This window comes from Ornithobacterium rhinotracheale DSM 15997, assembly GCF_000265465.1.
GTDB lineage: Bacteria > Bacteroidota > Bacteroidia > Flavobacteriales > Weeksellaceae > Ornithobacterium > Ornithobacterium rhinotracheale.
In genome coordinates this window covers 1,273,346-1,294,904 of record NC_018016.1, presented here as the reverse complement: position 1 = coordinate 1,294,904, position 21,559 = coordinate 1,273,346, and the positions used below count along the sequence as shown (strand labels likewise).

18 protein-coding genes are annotated in these 21,559 nt (G+C 39.3%); 9 read left to right on the top strand and 9 right to left on the bottom strand.

Features of this window, described 5'->3' with window-relative positions; all coding sequences use genetic code 11:
* Positions 1-2 precede the first annotated feature (2 nt).
* From rnc to pyk, 3 genes are read left to right on the top strand one after another with little or no spacing between them, the layout of a single operon-like run.
* Complete coding sequence (rnc, locus tag ORNRH_RS06130; RefSeq protein ID WP_014791019.1) at positions 3-764, top strand: ribonuclease III; 762 nt, start codon at positions 3-5, stop codon at positions 762-764.
* Entirely contained in the window at positions 755-1,219 is a 465-nt protein-coding gene (locus ORNRH_RS06125) for an IPExxxVDY family protein (RefSeq protein ID WP_014791018.1), read from the top strand. The genes rnc and ORNRH_RS06125 overlap by 10 nt, the downstream gene beginning before the upstream one ends.
* Positions 1,216-2,652, top strand: a complete 1,437-nt coding sequence (gene pyk / locus ORNRH_RS06120; RefSeq protein WP_014791017.1) for a pyruvate kinase — start codon at positions 1,216-1,218, stop codon at positions 2,650-2,652. The genes ORNRH_RS06125 and pyk overlap by 4 nt, the downstream gene beginning before the upstream one ends.
* Before the next feature lie 158 nt (positions 2,653-2,810).
* Here the strand turns inward: pyk and ORNRH_RS06115 are convergent, their stop codons facing one another.
* The 6 genes from ORNRH_RS06115 to clpX all read right to left on the bottom strand — a co-directional run bounded on the left by ORNRH_RS06115 (position 2,811) and on the right by clpX (position 11,069).
* Positions 2,811-4,106, bottom strand: coding sequence for a TlpA disulfide reductase family protein (locus ORNRH_RS06115; protein WP_014791016.1), 1,296 nt, complete (start codon positions 4,104-4,106; stop codon positions 2,811-2,813).
* An 81-nt stretch (positions 4,107-4,187) separates the two neighbouring features.
* Positions 4,188-5,420: a 2-oxoglutarate dehydrogenase complex dihydrolipoyllysine-residue succinyltransferase gene (gene odhB, locus ORNRH_RS06110; protein WP_014791015.1), complete on the bottom strand. Its 1,233-nt coding sequence runs from the start codon at positions 5,418-5,420 to the stop codon at positions 4,188-4,190.
* Positions 5,421-5,433: 13 nt separating this feature from the next.
* Positions 5,434-8,184: a 2-oxoglutarate dehydrogenase E1 component gene (locus ORNRH_RS06105; RefSeq protein ID WP_014791014.1), complete on the bottom strand. Its 2,751-nt coding sequence runs from the start codon at positions 8,182-8,184 to the stop codon at positions 5,434-5,436.
* A gap of 199 nt (positions 8,185-8,383) precedes the next feature.
* A complete protein-coding gene (locus ORNRH_RS06100) occupies positions 8,384-9,022 on the bottom strand; it encodes a porin family protein (RefSeq protein ID WP_014791013.1) in 639 nt (212 codons plus the stop codon).
* A 188-nt stretch (positions 9,023-9,210) separates the two neighbouring features.
* Positions 9,211-9,843, bottom strand: coding sequence for a porin family protein (locus ORNRH_RS06095; RefSeq protein ID WP_014791012.1), 633 nt, complete (start codon positions 9,841-9,843; stop codon positions 9,211-9,213).
* Entirely contained in the window at positions 9,840-11,069 is a 1,230-nt protein-coding gene (clpX, locus tag ORNRH_RS06090; RefSeq protein WP_014791011.1) for an ATP-dependent Clp protease ATP-binding subunit ClpX, read from the bottom strand. Before clpX ends, ORNRH_RS06095 begins: the two co-directional genes overlap by 4 nt.
* Before the next feature lie 156 nt (positions 11,070-11,225).
* Between clpX and ORNRH_RS11615 the strand changes: the two genes are divergently transcribed.
* From ORNRH_RS11615 to ORNRH_RS06060, 6 genes are read left to right on the top strand one after another with little or no spacing between them, the layout of a single operon-like run.
* Positions 11,226-11,807 carry a TetR/AcrR family transcriptional regulator gene (locus tag ORNRH_RS11615; protein ID WP_014791010.1) on the top strand — a complete coding sequence of 194 codons (582 nt, stop codon included), beginning with the start codon at positions 11,226-11,228 and terminating at the stop codon, positions 11,805-11,807.
* Between the two features lie 9 nt (positions 11,808-11,816).
* Positions 11,817-13,172, top strand: a complete 1,356-nt coding sequence (locus tag ORNRH_RS06080) for a TolC family protein (RefSeq protein WP_014791009.1) — start codon at positions 11,817-11,819, stop codon at positions 13,170-13,172.
* Between the two features lie 44 nt (positions 13,173-13,216).
* Positions 13,217-14,194: an HlyD family secretion protein gene (locus tag ORNRH_RS06075; RefSeq protein WP_014791008.1), complete on the top strand. Its 978-nt coding sequence runs from the start codon at positions 13,217-13,219 to the stop codon at positions 14,192-14,194.
* Positions 14,195-14,250: 56 nt separating this feature from the next.
* A complete protein-coding gene (locus ORNRH_RS06070) occupies positions 14,251-15,411 on the top strand; it encodes an ABC transporter permease (protein ID WP_014791007.1) in 1,161 nt (386 codons plus the stop codon).
* Entirely contained in the window at positions 15,404-16,624 is a 1,221-nt protein-coding gene (locus ORNRH_RS06065) for an ABC transporter permease (RefSeq protein WP_014791006.1), read from the top strand. Before ORNRH_RS06070 ends, ORNRH_RS06065 begins: the two co-directional genes overlap by 8 nt.
* Before the next feature lie 41 nt (positions 16,625-16,665).
* The gene (locus ORNRH_RS06060; protein WP_014791005.1) at positions 16,666-17,169 is read left to right on the top strand and encodes a TlpA family protein disulfide reductase; all 504 of its coding nucleotides are present in this window, start codon (positions 16,666-16,668) and stop codon (positions 17,167-17,169) included.
* Between the two features lie 69 nt (positions 17,170-17,238).
* On the opposite strand, the gene ORNRH_RS06055 is transcribed toward ORNRH_RS06060, so the two are convergent.
* The 3 genes from ORNRH_RS06055 to ORNRH_RS06040 all read right to left on the bottom strand — a co-directional run bounded on the left by ORNRH_RS06055 (position 17,239) and on the right by ORNRH_RS06040 (position 21,081).
* Positions 17,239-17,841 (bottom strand): DUF4230 domain-containing protein, encoded by a 603-nt coding sequence (locus ORNRH_RS06055; RefSeq protein ID WP_014791004.1) that lies wholly within the window; start codon positions 17,839-17,841, stop codon positions 17,239-17,241.
* 284 nt (positions 17,842-18,125) lie between these two features.
* The gene (locus tag ORNRH_RS06050; RefSeq protein WP_014791003.1) at positions 18,126-18,845 is read right to left on the bottom strand and encodes a DNA-binding domain-containing protein; all 720 of its coding nucleotides are present in this window, start codon (positions 18,843-18,845) and stop codon (positions 18,126-18,128) included.
* 571 nt (positions 18,846-19,416) lie between these two features.
* Positions 19,417-21,081: a fibrobacter succinogenes major paralogous domain-containing protein gene (locus ORNRH_RS06040; RefSeq protein WP_014791002.1), complete on the bottom strand. Its 1,665-nt coding sequence runs from the start codon at positions 21,079-21,081 to the stop codon at positions 19,417-19,419.
* Between the last annotated feature and the right edge of the window lie 478 nt (positions 21,082-21,559).

Genomic DNA, 21,559 nt, shown 5'->3' with positions numbered 1-21,559 from the left:
CAATGTTTCTCCAAAATTTTTGGAAAAAGGCTTTTTCTTCTCCTAAAAAAAGTGAGAATAAAACAGACTTGCCTCAAAAATTATTGGAGTTACTAGGTTTTAGCCCAAAAAATTCATCGCTTTTCATCGAAGCTTTAACACCGAGAAGTGCTCAATTAAGATCTGCGGAAGGAGAGGCTTTTAATTATGAAAGATTAGAGTTTCTTGGCGATGCGATGTTAAGTGCTATTATCGCCGAATACCTTTTTGTAAACGCACCCAACCAAAAGGAGGGTTACTTAACTAAAATGCGTGCAAAAATCGTAAGCAGAAAGCATTTAAACCAAATCGGAAACGATATGGGACTTTTAAGCCTAATAGATTCTGATTTAAAGAAAAAAGTAACACTCGGCGCAAATGTTTGCGGTGATATGTTTGAATCGCTCGTGGGAGCTATCTACGAAGATCAAGGTTATGAAGTTACCAAAAACTTTATTTACAAAAGTGTAATTACTCCTTATGTAGACTTAGAAAATCTAGAAAATAGAATTTCTAGCTACAAAAGTTTGATGCTAGAATGGTGCCAGAAAAATAAATTTAAACTTAGATTTGACACCCAAGAGGAAAATAATGCTGAGGAAGTAAAAGTTTTCGTATCTGTCTTATACTTAGACGAAAAAGAAATTGCTAAAGGTCGCGCTACTTCGAAGAAAAAAGCAGAGGAAAAAGCGGCTAAGCGTGCTTATTTTAATTTTCAGAAAGAAATTTCAGCGCAATGCCTATAAGTTTTTTAGACCTTGATGAGGACGAAGAAGAGGAGTTTCTGCTCTATGGCGTCGTGTCTCCCAACATGATGGACTATAAGTTTATATATCATGTAAATCTTCTACTTTCTACAAGTTTTGTGTTTCAACCAGACTTAGATGTTTACTTTCGTGGACAACTAGCTCATTTTGGCAACTATTACTATTTCGATTTTGACTCGAAAAATGATTGTTATTTTATTAACAATATCTCCAGAACCACCGAAAGTCTAATGCCCGAAAACTCTTTATTCCAAAGCATGGAAGAGCGTTTTTATCTGCTAGAGAGGTACAAAAGATATAATTTCTTATTAAAACTTAGTGGTAACATAACAAAAGAACCTAGTTTTGCCTTATCTTTGCAGAAATTAAATTTTATATACGAAACGCAATTATTAAATTTAACCAAGACAGAAAAAAATCTATTACTAATATGAATAATTTCAATAAAAAAACTAAAATCGTAGCTACCCTTGGACCTGCTACAGATTCCAAAGAAATCATCAGAGATATGATTATGAACGGAGTTGATGTGTTTAGAATCAACTTCTCTCACGCAGACTATTCTGATGTAGAGCGTCGTGTTAAATGGATTAGAGAGATCAACGAAGAAGAAGAATTAAATGTAGGAATCCTAGGCGATTTACAAGGTCCTAAACTTAGAGTAGGAGTTGTAGAAGAAGGCTCTTTTCTTGAGCCAGGAGACATTCTTACCTTTACACACGAAGAGGTAATTGGAAACAGCAAACGCGTTTTCATGACTTATGAGCTTTTTGCCCAAGATGTAAAAGTGGGTGAAAAAATCTTAGTAGATGACGGAAAATTGATTTTTGAAGTGATCGAAACCAACATGAAAGATGAAGTAAAGGCACGCGTGATTCAAGGTGGAGAGCTTAAATCTAAAAAAGGTGTAAACTTACCAAACACTAAGATCTCATTGCCAGCACTTACACCTAAAGATATAGAAGATGCTATTTTCGCTATGAAAATGCACCTAGATTGGATAGCTTTAAGTTTCGTGAGACATGCACAAGATGTGGTAGATCTTAAAAACTTAATCAGAAAAAATTGTGATCACAAAATTCCAATCATTGCAAAAATCGAAAAGCCTGAGGCTCTTGCTAATATAGATGAAATTTTACCTCAGTGTGATGCTCTAATGGTGGCTCGTGGAGATTTAGGTGTTGAAATCCCAATGGAAGAAGTGCCTACAGCTCAAAAAAGATTGGTAGATAGAGCTAAATTGGCTAGAAAACCTGTAATCATTGCTACTCAAATGATGGAGAGCATGATTGAAAACCTTACGCCTACTCGTGCAGAGGTGAACGATGTTGCCAACTCGGTAATGGACGGTGCTGATGCTGTGATGCTAAGTGGAGAAACTTCGGTAGGAAAATATCCTGTACAAGTGATCAAAACTATGGCAAATATTTTAAGATCCGTAGAAAATGATCCGCACATTCAAGTGCCACCTCACAAACCTACTGACTTAACTGATGATCGATACATCACTAATGTGATTTGTTATAATGCAGCAAAAATGTCTAAAGATGTGGATACAAAAGCTATCGTTACTATCACCTATTCTGGGTACACAGCTTTCCAAATCTCATCTCACAGACCTAATGCAGGTATTTACATCTTCTCTCCAAATAAACGAATTTTAGGCATGCTCAACTTGCTTTGGGGTGTGCGTGCGTTCTACTATCGTGGAGATAAAAACACTGACGAAACAGTGGTAGAAGTAAATAAATACTTACAAGATCGCAAACTCGTAAAAAAAGGAGATTTCGTAATCAACTTAAATGCGATGCCTGTGTTTAGAAAAGGTATTACCAACACATTGAGACTTACTACAATTGTAGATTAATCTTATATATTTTATTTCCTAAAAAGGAAGAATGATTTGCTCATTCTTCCTTTTTTCTTTATTAAATTTCAGAGAAAAATAAAATCCCCGAGTTATTGAACTCGGGGATTTTTAATATTGCTTTTTTTTACTTTAGTGAGTAAACTCTAATCCGCTAATTATTTAAAATATTCATTAAACTGAGCAGCTCTACTACCAATTTTTAAAATCTTATTGTTTTTATCCAATAAAATCATTGTTGGGGTGCCATCTACTGCAAATTCTTTTACTATTGGGCTATCCCATTTCAGCAAATCGCTATAGTTATACCAACCGGCATCTTTCACATAAGGCAAATAATCCTCTTTTTGTAAATCTACTGCAAAAGCTAAGATTTCGCCCCCAGACTTTTTAAATTCTTGATAAAACTCTTTTAAATACGGCATTTCGTGCTGGCAATGTCCACACCATGAGCCCCAGAACACAATTAATTTCTTATCTGTCTTAATATCATATAAGCTTTTTTTGCCATTTACAGGACTTTTAAATACTATGTTTGGAGCTGTTTTCCCTACTTGTATGTTGTTTGAACCTTTTAATAAGGCTTTCAGTTCTGGATTAATTTCGCAGGTGAGAGCAGCTGCTCTATCGGTATATTTCTGAGCTAAATCTTTGAAATTGCTCGCTTGCATAAGGTTGATAACTGTAAGCAATACAGATTGCCCTCTAGAGGTATCCTCTCCCACAGCATCTAGCAAATCATCTGTGGCTTGTGTGATTAGTTGCTCAGCTTGCTCACGAGTTGCAGCAGGTCTAGAAGCTCCTATTAAATATTGCGATGTAAGATCTCTTAAAAAACCAAAATTTTCTAAATTCTCTCCATCTTTTACCAAGTGGCTCTTAATTTCTTCGTTAGCCGCACCTGGTTGCTCTGCGTTTTTCTCTATCAATTCTTGAATAGTGAGATAGTATTTCAAATCTGGATTCTTAACCTCAAAAGCTGGCATGTTGCTTATACGCTGAGATTCTTTTTCCAGTGCTTTGTAAAACTCCTGCTCAGGCTTGTAAAAAGTCATTAATCCCGCCAAACTTTTATCTCTAATGTTTAAATAATTTTGATAATTAATGTATTCTTGATGTTCTTTATTAATTCCGCCAGTGTACTGCACTGAATGATTCGGATCATTAACATCTAAACTTAAATTGATATCCTTATTATCTGCAAACACCTGGTATCCTCCTCTGTTCAAGCTTAAATTAATTAAGCCTTTGTAAGCCCTTGGAAAAGTATAGCTAAAGAATCCATCTTTGTTGGTTTCCACTTTCTGAGCTAAATGTGAAACTCCGTTTTCAAAAACTCTAATAACAACGGGTTTATTATCATAGTTTTTTAACTGTCCTTTGATTGTAAATTGAGCTTGCGCACTCTGCAACAAACAGATAGCGACAAGCAATGTGCATATCTTTTTCATCATTAAAAAATTTATTTCGTTCGGTAAAAAAGCAAAAATCTGTCCAAAAATGAACAGATTTTCACTATTTATATAATTTTTGTTTTAAAGCTCAAGTGCTCTTCTGATTTCTGCATCAGAAGTTCCTCCCATAAGCAATTCAGCAGGATTTTCCACAGCTTCTTTCACTGCCACCAAGAAACCTACGGATTCTCTACCGTCGATGATTCTGTGGTCGTATGAAAGGGCTACATACATCATCGGTGCAATGGCGATTCCTCCGTTTTTCACTACGGGACGCTCAACGATGTTGTGCATTCCTAAAATTGCCGATTGTGGCGGATTGATGATAGGTGTAGACATCATAGAACCGAATACTCCACCATTGGTAATGGTGAATGTTCCGCCAGTCATCTCATCAATCGTGATTTTTCCATCTCTTACTTTAATGGCTAAATCTTTAATATTTTGTTCAATTCCTCTGAATGTGAGCATTTCTGCACTGCGTACTACGGGCACCATCAATCCTTTTGGCCCTGAAACAGCAATCGAAATATCCATAAAGTCATACGACACTTTGTAATCTCCATCAATCATAGAGTTTACATCTGGATACATTTGCAATGCACGCACTACGGCTTTGGTAAAGAAAGACATAAAGCCTAAACCTACGCCGTGTTTTTCTTTAAATTCGTCCTTGTATTTTTTTCTAATTTCAAAAATAGCGGTCATATCCACCTCGTTGAAGGTAGTAAGCATTGCTGTCTCGTTTTTGGCACTTACCAATCTCTGTGCTAATTTTCTACGCAAAGAAGAAAGTTTTTTGCGCTCGGTACCACGATTTGCATACGATGGAGCACTTCCCATGGCAGGCACATATTGTTCTGCATCGGCTTTGGTAATTCTACCATCTTTGCCTGTTCCTTTTATTTCTTTTGGATCGATATTTTTCTCAGCCAAAATCTTTTTTGCTGCTGGCGAAGCAGTTCCCGTTGCATAAGTTTCTTTTTTCTCTTCTACTTTTGGAGCTTCCTCTTTTGGTTTTTCTTCTGCTTTGGTTTCTTTTTTCTCCTCAGATTTAGTGCCTGCTGGTTTGCTTGCATCACGATCGATTAAGCAAACGACTTGCCCCACCTCAACGGTGTCCCCTTCTTCTGCTTTTAGCGTAATTACTCCACTTTCTTCGGCAGGAAGTTCTAGCGTAGCTTTGTCTGAATCTACTTCTGCGATGGGCTGATCTTTTTCTACATAGTCGCCATCTTTTACAAGCCAAGTAGCTATTTCTACTTCAGTTATCGATTCCCCTGGAGAAGGAACTTTCATTTCTAAAATGCTCATTATTTCTATTTTTTTATTTTTTATTATTAAGGTTAAATGTTTCGTTGATTACATTTTGTTGATTTTTGTACCAAGCCTTGAACGAACCTGTGGCTGGTGCAGCCGACTCATGTGGCGCAACCACTTCCCATGGCAATTCGCGTAGATTTCTTAAAATATAGCTCCAAGCTCCCATGTTTTCTGGCTCCTCTTGCACCCACACCAAGCTTTCGTGGTTTTTGTATGATTTAATTAATTTCTTAATTTCTTCTACGTTTAATGGATACAATTGTTCTAGACGAATGATGGCAACATCGTCTCGCTTATTTTCTTTTCTATAATCTAATAAATCATAGTACACTTTTCCTGTGCAAAAAACGAGTCTTTTCACATTTTTCTTTACCACAGTATCATCAATAATCGGCTGGAATGTTCCTTCTGCCAACTCCTCAATGCTTGACTTTACTTGTGGATGTCTCAGCAAACTTTTTGGAGTAAATACTACCAAAGGCTTGCGATAATTGGTGTGCATTTGTCTTCTTAACAAATGATAGAAGTTTGCTGGTGTAGTGCAATTTGCTACAAACATATTTCCGCGTGCACACAATTGCAAATAACGCTCTACTCTAGCCGAAGAGTGCTCTGCTCCTTGCCCCTCGTAGCCGTGAGGGAGTAGCATTACGAGCCCGTTTTGCATTTTCCATTTATCCTCTGCAGCAGAAATATACTGATCGATTACAATTTGTCCGCCATTGGAGAAATCTCCAAACTGCGCTTCCCAAATGCTTAAAGTTTTCGGTGCTGCCATGGCATAGCCATAATCAAATCCCAAAACTGCATATTCCGACAACAAAGAGTTGTAAATCTGCAATTGGGCATCTTTATTCACGCTATTAAGCAAAATAAATTCTTCTTCGGCATCTTCTGTTTTCACCAAGGCATGACGATGAGAGAAAGTACCTCTTTCTACATCTTCTCCAGAGATTCTCACATTGAATCCTTCTTTTAACAAAGAGCCATAGGCAAGCAATTCAGCCATTCCCCAATCAATGGAATTTTCTTTAAATACCATTTCGTGTCTTTGTTCATACAAACGCTGAACTTTTTTGATGAATTTCTTATCGCTAGGGAGTTTTGTAATAGTTTCTGCTATTTCTTTTAAATCTTTTAAATCTGATTTTGTCTCCACTGGCTCAAGCATGGTATCGATTCTTTTTAATTCAAAATCTTCCCAAACTTCTGGCATAAATGGATCGAGCGTATTTTTCTCGATTTTCTTCGACTCCTCAAAATGGTTTTCCAAGATTTGTCTAAAGTCCTCTTCCATTTCTCGCAAAAATTCATCGCCCACAACGCCTTCTTTGGCTAGACTTTCTTTGTAAATCTCTCGAACATTCGGGTGTTTTGCAATGATTTTGTATAATTTAGGTTGCGTAAATCTTGGCTCATCTCCTTCGTTATGCCCATATTTTCTATAACCTAGCAAATCTATGAAAACATCGGCGTTAAACTGCATTCTGTAATCCACAGCAAAACGCATCGCATGTATCACTGCCTCTACATCATCTGCATTAACATGCAATACTGGACTAAGCGTAACTTTTGCCACATCAGTACAGTAGGTACTGCTTCGCCCGTCTAGGTAATTGGTAGTGAAGCCGATTTGGTTATTGGTAACGATATGGATTGTCCCTCCTGTTTTGTAGCCCTCTAGCTTTTCCATCTGCACCACTTCGTAGATGATTCCTTGTCCAGAAATGGCAGCATCTCCGTGTAATAAAATTGGGATAATTTTATTGAAGTCTCCTTTGTACTCCAAATCTGCTTTGGCACGAGCGATTCCCTCTACCACCGCATCTACAGTTTCTAGGTGCGACGGGTTCGGTGCTAGATTAATTTTCACTTTTTTGCCTTTTGGCGTTTCGGTATAAGTGGTTGAACCTAAATGGTATTTCACATCACCATCAAAGAAATCGTCTTCAAACTCTTTTTTCTCAAATTCACTGAATATTTGCGAATAATTTTTCTTAAAGACATTTGCCAAAACGCTTAATCTTCCGCGGTGTGCCATGCCCACGACATATTCTTGCACGCCAGCTTCTGCCCCACGAGTGATGATTTCGTCTAATCCTGGAATCACAGATTCCACGCCCTCGCCAGAGAATCGTTTTTGCCCCACAAATTTTTTGTGCAAAAAGTCCTCAAATGCAGTAGCTTCATTTAATTTATGTAAAACTTGTCTTTTTTCTTCCGTCGTAAGTTTTGGTTGGTTCAAATTTTTATTCAACCATTTTTGAATCCATTCTACGATTTCAGGTTTTCTTATGTACATGTACTCCACCCCAATCGATTGGCAATACATTTTCTCCAAATGATCTATAATCTCTGCCAATGTATGGTTTGAGCCCATGCCGAGCATTTCTCCCGCGTCAAAAGTAGTGTTCAAATCCTCTTTAGACAGTCCGAAGTTTTCTAAATCCAAAGTAGGTCTATAAGTTCGGCGATTTCTCACGGGATTGGTCTTGGTAAACAAGTGCCCACGAGAGCGATAGCCATTGATTAAGTTTATAACTTTAAACTCTTTTCGGATTTTTTCGGGCACGGTTTCATCACAAACTACTTGTTCAGATAACTCGTCGTCTCCATAACTTTGTTGTCCAAAATCAAATCCTTGAAAGAAGCTTCTCCACGAAGGATCCACACTATCAGGGTATTTTTTATATTTCTGATACAGCTCATCTATGTACTCTGCATGTACGGCATTTAGGAAAGAAAATCGTTCCATCTTTTAGTTTTACACGGGTTTATATTAAACAAATATAATCATTTACAACTCATTTTGATAAATTGAAATGATATTGATGCCGTAAATTAAAGATTTTTTAAGTTTTTTGCCAAAAAAAAGTCCCCTAATCTAATGATTAAGGGACTCATTTAAACTGAATTTAATTTATGTCTATGTAAATAAAATTACATTTATGAAATTAGAATTGGTATCCTAAACCGATAGAGAACACTCCGTTTTTGAAGTCGTTGTCATTTGATACACTGATAGTTTTCAATGACTCATTGTCTTTGTCAAATACATTGGTAAGACCTAAATCATAACGAGCATCAATTGTTAATCCGATTGGAGTTTTGTAACCTGCTCCGAACACTAAACCGAAGTCAAATCCAGATACCGCATCATCTAAATTAACTTTTGTTGTGTTGTTAAATAATTTGCTATCGTATTCCCAATCTGCACCTGTTTTAAATCCAAATTGTGGACCTGCTTGAATGTTAAACCCATCAGCTACATATACTTTGGCTAAAACTGGTACATTGATGTATTGTAGTTTCAATTTGCTATCGCCTAGCAACTTGCCTTCCCATTTAGCTCCTTGTGTAGAGTACTGAACCTCTGGCTGGATTGAGAAACGCTCAGTTACAGGAACTTCTACAAACAATCCTACATTGTATCCGCTAAGACCTTTAACATCGGTATCTTTTGCAGTATCGCCTCTTAATGTAGAGTAGTTATATCCTGCTCTTGCGCCAATTTGTAAGCTTTCCATTGATTGAGCATTCAATCCTACGATTCCTGAAAATGCAATTGCTGCTGTTAAAACTAATTTTTTCATTTTTTTAAAATTTTATGTGTTATGCTCTTTAATTAAACAAAGTGCATGCCAAAAATACCCCACCATTGCAAAAAACAACGCAATGCATTAAATAAAAGACACTTACAACACTCCAAATTACACAAAAAAAAGCACCCTATTTTGATGAAAAAATAGAGTGCTCTTGATTTTTTGTCTAAATCTAACCTTTAAAAAGAATAGCCTACGCCTACTGAGAATATTCCGTTTTTGAAATTATCTTTAGCGCCAACTGCTTTTATAGCTTCTTTCACAGTTTGGTCATCATTCACTACATTTGTTAAGCCTAGTGTGTAGCGTGCATCGATAGAAAGCCCTACTACTGGCACACGATAGCCCAAACCTAGCACAGCTCCAAAGTTGGTGCCTTTTGCCATTTCTCCACTACTTATGTTTTTCCATGCTTGGTTCACGCGAGCTTTGTCAAAGCTATAATCGCTTCCTGTTTTGAAAGATATTTGAGGCCCGAACTGCACATTTAATCCACTAACTATATAATATTTAGCTAAAATAGGGATATTAATGTTCTGAGTTTTGAACTCATCTCCTTCATTAAACAAGTTTTTAGCTCCTTGTGTAGAGTAATAAACCTCTGGCTGAACGCTCCATTTTCCTAACAACGGAACTTCTGCAAAAAGACCTACTTGGTACCCGCTACGCCCTTCAAGGCTTAAACCTGTTGCCGCTGTACCTCTAAGGCTTGAGTAGTTGTATGCACCTCTTACTCCAAAGCCCAAATGTTGCGCTTGCATTGAGCACAGACCTATCAGTGCCACAACGCTTGTTAAAATTAACTTTCTCATTGATTCAAATTTTTAATTTGTTGAATTGATTCTTGATTTAATATATTTAAAACTGTTTCTTTCGTGAGCTCATACTCGTTTGGCAGCTCATCTATGTTATACATTAATTCTGTAAATACCTTCTCGGTAAGCGAACGCAATCCTCTTGCCCCCAAACCTAATTCCATAGTTTTATCCACAAAGCACTCTATGGCTTCTGGCGTTATGCTCAGCTGAACGCCGTCCATTGCAAATAATTTCTCAAATTGCTTAATTAAAGCATTTTTGGGCTGAGTCAAAATCGCATAAAGCGCATCTTTAGACAAGGGGTCTAAATGCGTTACCAACGGCAATCGACCTAAAAGCTCTGGAATTAAACCAAAACTTCTTAAATCTTGCGCATTTACATATTTAAGCAATCCTTTTTCGTCTAACTTCTCGGAATTTTCATTCTTAAACCCAATTGCATTGGTATTCAAACGGCGAGCGATATCTTTTTCAATTCCAGCGAAAGCTCCACCTGCTATAAACAATATATGCTTGGTATCCACCTGAATGTATTTTTGGTCTGGGTGTTTTCTCCCTCCCTGTGGTGGCACATTCACGATAGAGCCCTCGAGCAACTTCAACAATCCTTGCTGAACGCCCTCTCCCGAGACATCTCTCGTGATAGATGGATTGTCGCCCTTTCTTGCAATTTTATCGATTTCGTCTATAAATACAATTCCTCGCTGAGCCTTCTCCACATCGTAATCTGCGGCTTGCAATAAGCGAGTGAGCAAACTTTCCACATCTTCGCCCACATAACCAGCTTCGGTAAGCACTGTGGCATCTACAATGGTGAAGGGCACTTGGAGTTTTCGCGCAATGGTCTTGGCAAGCAAAGTTTTCCCCGTACCTGTTTCTCCCACAAGCAAAATATTGGATTTTTCGATTTCCACCTCATCTTCTCCTATTGTTTGCCCTAGGCGTTTGTAGTGATTATACACCGCTACGGAAAGGATCTTTTTAGCATCTTCTTGCCCGATTACATATTCATCTAGCGCTGCCTTAATTTCCTTAGGCGATTTCAAATCAAATTCAAGAGAGGCACTTTGTTTTTGTTTAAAAACGCCATCTGCTTCTAGCATATTATAGGCCTGTTCTACACATCTGTCGCATATATTTCCGTGGATTCCAGAGATTAATAAATCGACTTCGTCCTGTGTTCTGCCACAAAAGGTACAACTACTTTTTTTATTAGACATAAACTATCTTTCTTCTTTTATTTTAAGGCAAAGATAATAAAATACCTATAATTAATCTCATAATTAAGTGTTAGTATAAAAAACCAACGACTATATTTTGGTTTTTAAAGGGTTTGGTATTACTTTTGCATAAATGAACGACTATTCATTAAAATTATGGCAAGAATAACAGACAGATCCAAAATCGCTAAAATACACGAATCCATCATAGATACGGTGGTAGCAGAAGGTATTAAAAACGCTTCGGTAGCCAAGATTGCTAGAGAAGCGGGAGTTTCCACGGGATATTTATACAGATTTTATCCAGGAAAAGAAGAACTTATCCAAGCTATTTACAACGACTTATTTAAACGAAACACAGACATGCTCTCTCAATTATTGGAGAAAGAAGAGCGACTAGAGTTTGTAATCAGCAAGTTTATTTCATTTCTTTTCGACCAAGCAAATAATCATCCTAATCATGTTTTATTTTTCTTAAAACTTATGACGGATTATTCTTTTCAATTAAGAACAAAAGAATCAAATATTTTAATCGAAATTTGTGAAAAAGCATTATCTTTAGGACTTAAAACTAAAGAGATTAGAGAAGAGATTACACCAGAAATACTTTACACCGTAATAGTGGGCACCACCTTCTTTTTAATCAACTTGAGAAAAAGAAGAATTTTCAAGGATTCATCTCTCACGACCGATGATATAAATATGATGACAAAACTATACACCAAAGCTTTAGCTTAAAAAAAAACAATGAAAAAGATTAAACTATTCCTATGTCCCATTTTGCTTACGCTCAGCCTATCGGCACAAGCGCAAAGCCTGAGCCTAAATGAGGCGCTCAACTTAATGGAAAACAAAAATGGCAAGCTCAAAGGTTATGAAAAACAAGCCCAAGCTGCCGATTTTGGGGTTGATGCTGCGCAAGGACTTCACCTTCCGCAGGTAAGCATGAGCGGAAAAATCATTCATATGAATGATGAACTTTCGCTTAATTTAAACAAATATAAATACGAATTAGCTTCGATTGTTCCATTTTTAAAACCTAGTAAAATGGGCGATTGGCGCATTCCATTCCAAGAGGCTGATGTGATGACGCTGCAAGCTGATGTGAAGTGGCCAATCTTTACTGGAGGAAAAATCAAAGCTGCTAATCGCGCAGCTGAACTTAAAAAAGATTTGGCAGTAAAAGAAGTAGAAGATGTTAAATCTAAATTGATTTCCGAAGTATCTACTCGCTACTTCCAAGTGCAGCTGGCACAAGAAGCCGTGAAAGTAAGGGAACAAGCCAAAGAAGCGGCAGAAAAGCATTTCTACAACGCTCAGCAATTAGAAAAAAATGGAATGATTGCCCCCGTAGAAAAAATGATGGCAGAAACAGCCGTTGCCGATGCCGATCGTGAATTGCAAGGTGCCGAAAAAGATGTCGCACTTGCCGAAGCGGCTCTTTGGGGAGCTCTGAACACAGAAAAATATACCGATGATTTAAGCACTCCTCTCTTTGAAGTGGCTTTGCTTAAAGGGCTAGAATATTACCAAGAACAAGCCAAGGAAAATTATCCAGAAATTGCTAAGGCTCGCCTTAAAAAGCAATTGGCAGAACAAGATGTTACGCTAAAGAAATCTAAGTTTATGCCAGACATCGCACTAGTGGGCTCTAAATATTTGCTAACAGAAAACTTGCCTATTACCGAGCCAGATTGGTATGTAGGCGTAGGCATGCAAATAGATGTCTTTACTGGATTTAAGAACAAAAAAGAGTATGAGCAATCCATGGCAGTGAGCGAAAGTGTTGATTTCTTGACGAAACAAGCCGAGCGAGATATTCAAACTTTGGTGAAAAAACAATTTACCGAAATCCAAAAACAACAAGAACAATTGGAAAGTTTGAAAAAATCCTTAGCCTTTGCCGAGGAGCTTGTGCGCGTGAGAGAAAAAGCATTTTACGAAGGTTTTGCTAAATCAGTAGATGTGGTAGATGCCAACCTTTATTTGGCTTCGATCAGAATGAAAAAGCTCCAAGCACTTTTTGCCATGGACAAGGCTTTGACCGAAATGCTTGAAACTTGCGGACTAAGCAATACTTTAAATCAATACATTATTCAATAAAAATCTATTTAAATTAATTTTTTAAGAAATTCTATTCTTTAGTTATGAAAACAAAAGATATCATCAGCATCATTATCACCCTTATCGTTTTCGGAACAGTTGTGGGGCTTTCAATTTGGTATTACAATCGCCCGCAAGAAAACTATTTGCAGGGGCAGGTAGAGGCTACGCAAATCAATGTAGCACCTAAAGTGCCAGGTCGTGTGAAAGAAATTTTTGTTCAAGAAGGACAAAAAGTAAAAGAAGGAGATTTACTCCTGGAGCTTGAAAGTACCGAAATTCAAGCCAAAAAATCGCAAGCCGAAGCGGCAAAATCTGCTGCCGTAGCTCAAGAACAAAAAGCCTATGCGGGTGCAAGAAAAGAGCAAATCACAGGGGCATACAATGTTTGGCAACAAGCACAAGCTGCAGCAAACTTGGCAGAAAAAACCTATCAGCGTGTGAGCAATTTATATGAGGCTAAAGTGGTGCCTGCTCAGAAAAAAGATGAGGCATATACACAAATGGTGGCTCTCCAAAAGCAAGCCGCAGCAGCCAAGTCTCAGTACGAAATGGCTAAAAGTGGCACTCGTATCGAGGACAAAGAAGCGGCAGCTGCCATGGTAGCTAAAGCAAATGGAGCCATTGCCGAAGTAAACGCTTATCTTGATGGAGCAAAAGTTTATGCACCCTACAACGCAACCGTAGAAACCATTATCCCTACGCGTGGTGAAATCGTAAATGCTGGTTACCCTGTCATCAACTTGATAGACACCAACGACGAATGGGTGGTTTTCAACATTAGAGAAGACAAATTAGGGCACTACAAAGTGGGTGAAGTCTTCAGAGCCTTTGTACCTGCTTTGAACGACCAAGAAATCGAACTTAAAGTGAAACACATGGCAGTGCAAGCCGATTTTGCAACTTGGCGTGCCACTCGCTCAAGTGGAGATTTCGACCGCAAAACTTTCCAAATTAAGGCTTACCCTACCAAGAAAGTGGAAGGGCTAAAACCAGGAATGAGTGTTCTTGTGAAAGAATAAAAAACGCTTTTTTTTATTTTTTCATTCTTTAATTAAAATTAAAAACACTCAATCGTATGAAAAATGGTTTTTGGAAAGTATTTTTCTATGAATTTAAGATTCTAGTGGGCTCGCCTAAGAAGCTATTTTTGTGCTTGGGACTCCCCCTTATTTTATTTTTCTTCTTTGGATTATTATTTAAGGTAGGAACCCCGAATAGCTTTAAAGTCGCCGTGATAGATTACGACAAGTCCTCGACTTCGCGTAAGATCATTCGCTTGCTAGAATCCACTCCAGAAATCTCTTTTAGCGTAGCCTTAAACAACGAAGACGAGGCTAAAAAATTGCTAAAAAGAGGAGATATTTATGCCGTAGTTGTGCTCCCTCAAGGCATTCAAAAAAATGTACTTGATGGGCAACAATCAGAGATTATTTGCTACACCAATGGGCAATTTTTGTTGCCTGCGGGAAATATTCAAAAGGCATTTAGCACCACCATCGCAATGATTTCTGCGGGGATAGACATAGAAAAAAGAAAGAAAAAAGGGCAAGAAGGCTACTGGGCACATGCCGATGTGCAACCCATTAAGCTAGATGTGCATAATATGTATAATCCATATTCCAACTATGGGTATTACTTAATCACACCATTTTTGCCTTTTATGCTAGAAATGCTTGTAGTGATTTTAAGCATTTACATCATTGGCACACCGCTCAAATACGGCTTTGCCGATAGCTGGTTGCGCATGAGTGGAGGCAACTCTTGGGCAGCATTGTGGGGCAAGCTACTCCCCTACACCATTGTATTTTGCTTTGTGGGCTGGTTCATGAACTTTTACCTGTTCAGGATCATTGGCACACCTTTGCAAGTACCGCTGTGGAATGTAGTATTGCTCACATTTGTGCTTATTCTCACGCACCAGTTAGTCGCTGTTTTCTTTGTAAATATTACTAAAGATCTGCGTTCAGCACTCACTTTTGGTGGGGGATTCTGTGCCATTTGTTTCTCGTTTGGAGCATACACCTTCCCTATCGAAGGATTGCCAAAATTCATTCAAGATGTAAGTAACATTTTCCCTTATACGCACTTTATCAAATATTTTGTAAATCGTGCCATCAAAGGAATCCCAATGAATTATACTTTGCATAATTTAATCGCATTAGGAGCTTACTTTGTTTTGTTCTTATGCTCATATCCGTTATTTGTGAAAAAATTAAAAAGAGGAGGTTATGAATAGGTTTATCAACAGAATACACCTTGATGCTGGAAACTTTTACTACGCAATGATGAGAGAGTTTAAAAACATCTTCTCAGATGTTGCTGTATTGTTTTCATTCATCTTGGTGAGCACCGTCGTATCTTTCTTGTATGCTTATGTTTACTCAGACGAGGTTTTAACAGAGCTTCCGGTGGCTTATGTAGATTTAGACAACACTGCATATAGCCGACAATTTATCCGAATGATGGACGAAACCGAACAAGTGAGCATGAATCACAATTACGCCCAATTCCCAGAGGCGGTAAAAGCCTTTGAAGAAGAAAAAGTACGAGGAATTATCGTGGTTCCAGAGAATTTCTCAAAAAATCTTCAGAAATCTCAACAGCCCACAATTTCTGTGTACACCGATGGGGCTTATATTTTGTATTATAAGCAAGTGCTCACCGCTGCCAAATATGCGGTAGCCTACATGGGGGCAGGTGTTGAAATCAAGAAGATTGAAGCCAAAGGGAATTTACCCAAAGTGGCACAAATAGAGCGAGCACCACTTACGGGAAGTGCCGTAAACTTATATAACGCCAACGCAGGATATGGCACATTTTTGATTCCCGTAGTATTGGTAATCATCTTCCAAACCACGATGTTGCAAGCCATCGGAATCCTTGGCGGAACCATGCGCGAAAACCACAAGATGGTAAAACTATACCCAAACGCCAATCACACTTTTGGAATGCTACCAATCGTCATGGGAAAAGCCACAACTTACCTCATCATCAGCCTTTGTATTTTGGTGTACATGGTAGGATTTGTGATGCCATATTTCCACATCCCAATGCGTGGAAACTTATTGGAAGTCGTGGTGTATATGATTCCATTTTTGCTTTCGGTGGTGTACCTTGGTTTATTTTTGCTGAATTTCTTTAGAAAAAGAGAAGATGCCATTTTAGCCATTATGTTTACCTCGATTCCCGCCTTGCTCGTTACAGGTTTCTCTTGGCCTACGGATGCAATCCCTTGGTACATCGAGGGGCTTTCAAACCTAGTGCCTACCACATTGGGGGCAAAAGGCTTTGTAGCCATCACGCAGATGGGGGCAGACATCAACCTTATGCAAAAGGAATTTGTTTATCTATGGTTGCTCTGTATTTTCTATCTAATCCTAGCGGCTTTAACCTTTAAACGAATTTACCTTATTGAACAAGAGAGTTTGAAAAAACGAGAAAAAGCCTAATTCAAAAAAATCATTATATTTGGGCATTAAATTATCATTATATGAAAAAAATCGTATTGCTTTGTTTAGCAGCTTTAGGAATTGTGTCGTGTTCTAAAAAAACCGAAAAAACGGAATTTTCGCAAGAAGTCCTAAACCAAAGTGTAACAGAACTCACTAGCGGAGCCGAAACTACATTTGGCGAGGTTTTGAATGCACAAAAAGGCAAAATCACTTTGGTAGAAGTGTGGGCTTCATGGTGTGGCGATTGTGTAAAAGCAATGCCTGAGATGACTAAATTTCAAGCAGATCACCCAGACATCAATTACCTTTTTGTCTCCGTAGATAAAAGCGAGGAAGCATGGAAAAATGGAATCGAAAAATATGTATTGCCACACAATTTAAAAGGTGATTTCATCTTAATGTCTGGCGGCTGGGGCAAAGGCACCGAATCTGCTTTTACCCAATACATTGAGCTCGATTGGATTCCACGATACATGGTGCTTGACGAAGATGGAAAAATCAAACAATATTATGCTAAATCCATCGATGAAGTAAAATTATAATCCTTCGATTAAAGCATAAAAAAATCCCTTTCTTACAAGAAAGGGATTTTTTGTTTTTAGCCTTAAAAATTAAATCGGAATACGATTTTTCATCTCCTCGGCAAATTCGGTTTCATCTACAATTTTCCAATGGTAAATTTTGGCTAAAAGATAAATTTCTTCTAGATTTTGTAGCAGCTGCTCGTGTGCCTCTTTTCGCAAACTCGTTTGGTCGATAGTCTTCTCCACTTCTGCCACCGCGCGGCGTTTAATAGCGTTTAGTTCGTCTTTGCTAAAGGCATTCATTTTGCTTTGGCTCATTTCAAAAAACTCCACATCGGGATACATTTCAATCTGCAAAGGCGGAATTTTCTGGATATAAATCGTTTGGTTGGCAGGATCTAGCTTCACTTGCATTTTAGACAAATCATAAGACGCCTGCGCTTTCACTTCCACTTTTAGAAGCAAAGACTTGTCAAACGAGATTAAATTCCCCAAATAGCTACTCTTGCTTTTGTGCGAATAAAAGTTGGCATAAGTTTGCTCCGCTACCACCATTTTATTCAATCGCTGAATGCCATAGGCAATCGTAGAAGACGCCTCTTGCGCATGGTCTTTTTGCGTGGCTTTCATCACAAAAAAAGTGAGCAACGCCCCCAGCACCAGCAAGCCTAAGTATTTTAAGTATTTCATCTTATCCTCTATTTTGTTTAGCAAAGATAGTTTAGTTTTTTAATAGTAGGACTACGCACACCGCATTCTTCTTGATTCTTCTAGATTTTGCTAGAATCTAGAAGAATTTTAGCTAGAAGTTTTTGCATATACCTTAAAAGCTAATCACAAACAGCACTTATTTCCACCGCCTCTCTTTGTCGTAGCACAAAGACGAACTTTGAGCCTAAACAAAAGGGGGCTTTGTCGCACGACAAAGCCCCCTTTTGCAATAATATGTGATATAGTCCTTGCAAGGCAATTGCTTAGCCTATCACGATAGGAATGTTCAGCGTTTCGGTTCTAGGCTCTTTAAGTAAAGTGCTCCCACTGCTAAACTGCGTGGTTACGCGCAGCTCATAATTGCCATTAGCTAAATCTGCGGGTACCAAAATCAACAACCTTGATGGCTCGTTGAGCACCACATTCTCGGCAGGGAGCTTGGTTTCCTTTTGATTGTCTACGTTTTTAAAGGTTACTCCATTCTTAGGGTCTTCGCCTGCAATTTTGAGGTATGTGCCTTTGATTTCGGCGTTTTTCCCTTTGGTGAGCGTGCCATCGCTCTTGCCTGTTGCCTTGTCGGTAATGCTGAATAAGCTCATCGGGCTGGCTTGTTCCCCTAGTATTTCTACCTTGGTATCTTCACTGGCTTTTCTAAGCTCTAAGCCTTGGTTTACATTCACATACACCGAGTGCTTTTCTTTGTCAAAAGACTTGTCATAGAACACCCCTTTGATGGCAGGGCGCATGTATACCAAACCTGTGTTTACGCTATACCCATTCAGCACCAATTCCGAGGCTTTTCGGTTAAAGCGTGTGATGATGTCTACAGCGGTCTCGGTCTGAATTTCCATACCCTCTTTTTGTAAGGCTTCTATCACTTCTTTAAGCCCAAGGCTCCCGTTCATCAGTGGAACGGCGATAAAATCTGCCTTATCGTCTTTGGTTAAAAGATTAGGACGAAGCCATGCTTTTAAGTTGTTCATATTTATATTGTTTATTTATATTTATGATTTATATTCTTATTTGTAATGCTTCTTTTTATGGGGTTAATTCCCCACCTTTCCCATAAGGGAACAAAAAAGCCTGCAAAGTCTTTGTATATGTGCCTTTGCAGGCTTCTTCTTTCTTTGTTCTTTTGGCTTGACCCAAAAGAACGAAAAAGTCAAGAGCGAAGGCAGCGGTTTGCCTACGGCACGGGGTTCGCCTCCGCTATTTGAAAGCTTTGGCTTTCAAGTTCGCTATGGAGGCTCTCCCTAAACCTGCCTTCACTCACCCAAAGCATTCCAGCTCAAACAAAGCGAAGCGTTACCGAGCAAGTGCATGGGCAGTAGGCGGAGCGGAGCGCGTCCGAGGGACAAGCCTAGGGAGAAAGGGAGGCAAGCCCGCGTAGTCCTACGGTACGCAGTAGCCCATTTCTCTTGCTCTTGCTCCACATACTCCGCTATCGCGGACTTTGCAACTTTTTTCATCAAGGAAAAAAGTTGAAAGACTACACGCAAGAAGAACACCACACCCTATCAAGCACCCCCCTCCCAGAGGGAAATTAAAACCTCGCTAATCCTGGCGACAGCGCAACGGGCGCCCCCAGTAACGAAAGTTGCTACTGCTGGTGCTGCTATCGCTATCAACGAAGTACAAGTACCACGCGTCGGAACTACCGTACGGAGAAGAGGACCAGTACCAGCCACTAGGACTGCCTGGATTCGGACTCCATCCTCCAGCGTTCTTATCGCCCGCATAAGTGAGGTGCAACACATCAGACTGCCAAGCTTGTGCATTTTTACTTGGAAGTAAATTATTATAAGCGTTCCATTCCTGTTTTGTAGGCACATGGTAACCCGCAGGACATGGATTGGTGTAAGACTGTAATTGGTCAATGTTGTACCACTGCATATTTGGGTGGGTCATAGAACCACTGGTAGGAGAAGTATAAGTGGTAAGCTCGTGCCCATCGGCTGCTCTACCCCACTGGAAGTGTGACCCATAAGCATTTTCATCTCTTAATGACTTAGCCCCCTGCACTGGGTTAAAGGCTGGGTGGTCTACATTGGCGTAATTAGCCCCTAAGTTATTATTCAACCACAACTTGCCATCAAGCCCCATTACAGGCACATAGATAAATCTATGCTCGTACTCGCCATTGGTCATTACATTAAAGTTCTTATCTGGGATACCGCCTATACCTTTTAATACGACATTGTACTGCATGCCATTCATATCTATTGGGAAAGTCGCTATGTCGTAAGATTCCCCTGGTGCCATTTGCTTTACTAAATACTCTTGGTCGCTACCCCCCACCGTAATCGTTGCCTCTAACTCACCAGTTACGCCAAAGTTACCCGCAGGGATAGAGAGGCTTAAATTATTTACATCGTTGTTTTGTCCTGGTGCCGTTGTAATATTATTGACATTTACGGCATTATACGAACCTTTGCCTCCTGTGTATGGGATTTTTATCGTTACTTTTTCTGCTCCGTTGTTTATTTTTCCTTGGATAGTAGTATTAGTAGGCTGGTAATACAAAGATACTACATAATGCTCCTTACTGCTAATCCTAGCTGAACCAAGTCCTACGCTAATTTGCTGGTCTGCCGTCAATCCTAAATGATTAAAATTCGCTACCAAAGCTCCCTCTTGGGGTGTCCCTGTAAGCGTATAGCTCAGCGTGGTTTTTGCCCCCGCCTGCAAGCTCACATTAGAGTTCTGCCCAGAAGAAACACTCACCCCTCCTTTATTGGAAATGCTCACGGCGCTAGAAAAATCTACATTACTAATGGGAGAAAATCCATTATTTTGCAACTCAAACTTTACTTTATTGGCACTATTCATCGCAATACCTGCAATATAAGTCCCTTCAAAGCCCGCTGGCACTATCGCCACATTTTGGGACTGTGCACTCGTCGCATTCGGAATACAATCCCAATGGGCTCGACCACCTTTCAACCCAAAATACATCTCTAAACATTTCTTGGTTGTGTTAAAAATCATCGTGCCCACGGCAACATTCTCAAACTTAGAACGCTCCTCGGTACTAAAGTTTGGGAAGGTTACCCCTTGTGCTTGGGTTTCGTCCTTCTTAAACAACTCATCGTTCCGAGAGACTTCCAAACTTGCATTTGGGGTAGTGGTATTCACCCCCACTCGCCCCTCTGCATCTTGCTGCGCAAGGGCTACACCGCCCACCAGCAACATTCCTAGAAGATAAAAACTTCGTTTCATACTTTTTTACTTTTTTAAAATTAAACTTTATGGTTTTATTTCGTTTTATTTCTTTCTATATCATCAAGGATTTTGTATAGTGTTTCCTTTTTGCAGGGCTAATTCCCCTCCCTCTTTACAATTACTCCATATACTCCGCTTTTGCAGACTTCTTCTTTCAGCCAACTTTTTTCCTTGATGAAAAAAGTTGAAAAGTCTGCGAGAGCAGAGTATGTGAATCAAGAGCAAGTGAAATGGGCTACTGCGTACCGTAGGACTACGCGGGCTTGCCTCCCTTTCTCCCTAGGCTCATCCCTCGGACGCGCTCCACTCCGCCTACTGCCCATGCTCTTGCTCATTAACGCTTCGCTTCAACGAGCTGTAGGTGAGCGAAGGCAGGTTTAGGGAGAGCCTCCATAGCGAACTTGAAAGCCAAAGCTTTCAAATAGCGGAGGCGAACCCCGTGCCGTTAGGCAAACCGCTGCCTTCGCTCTTGACT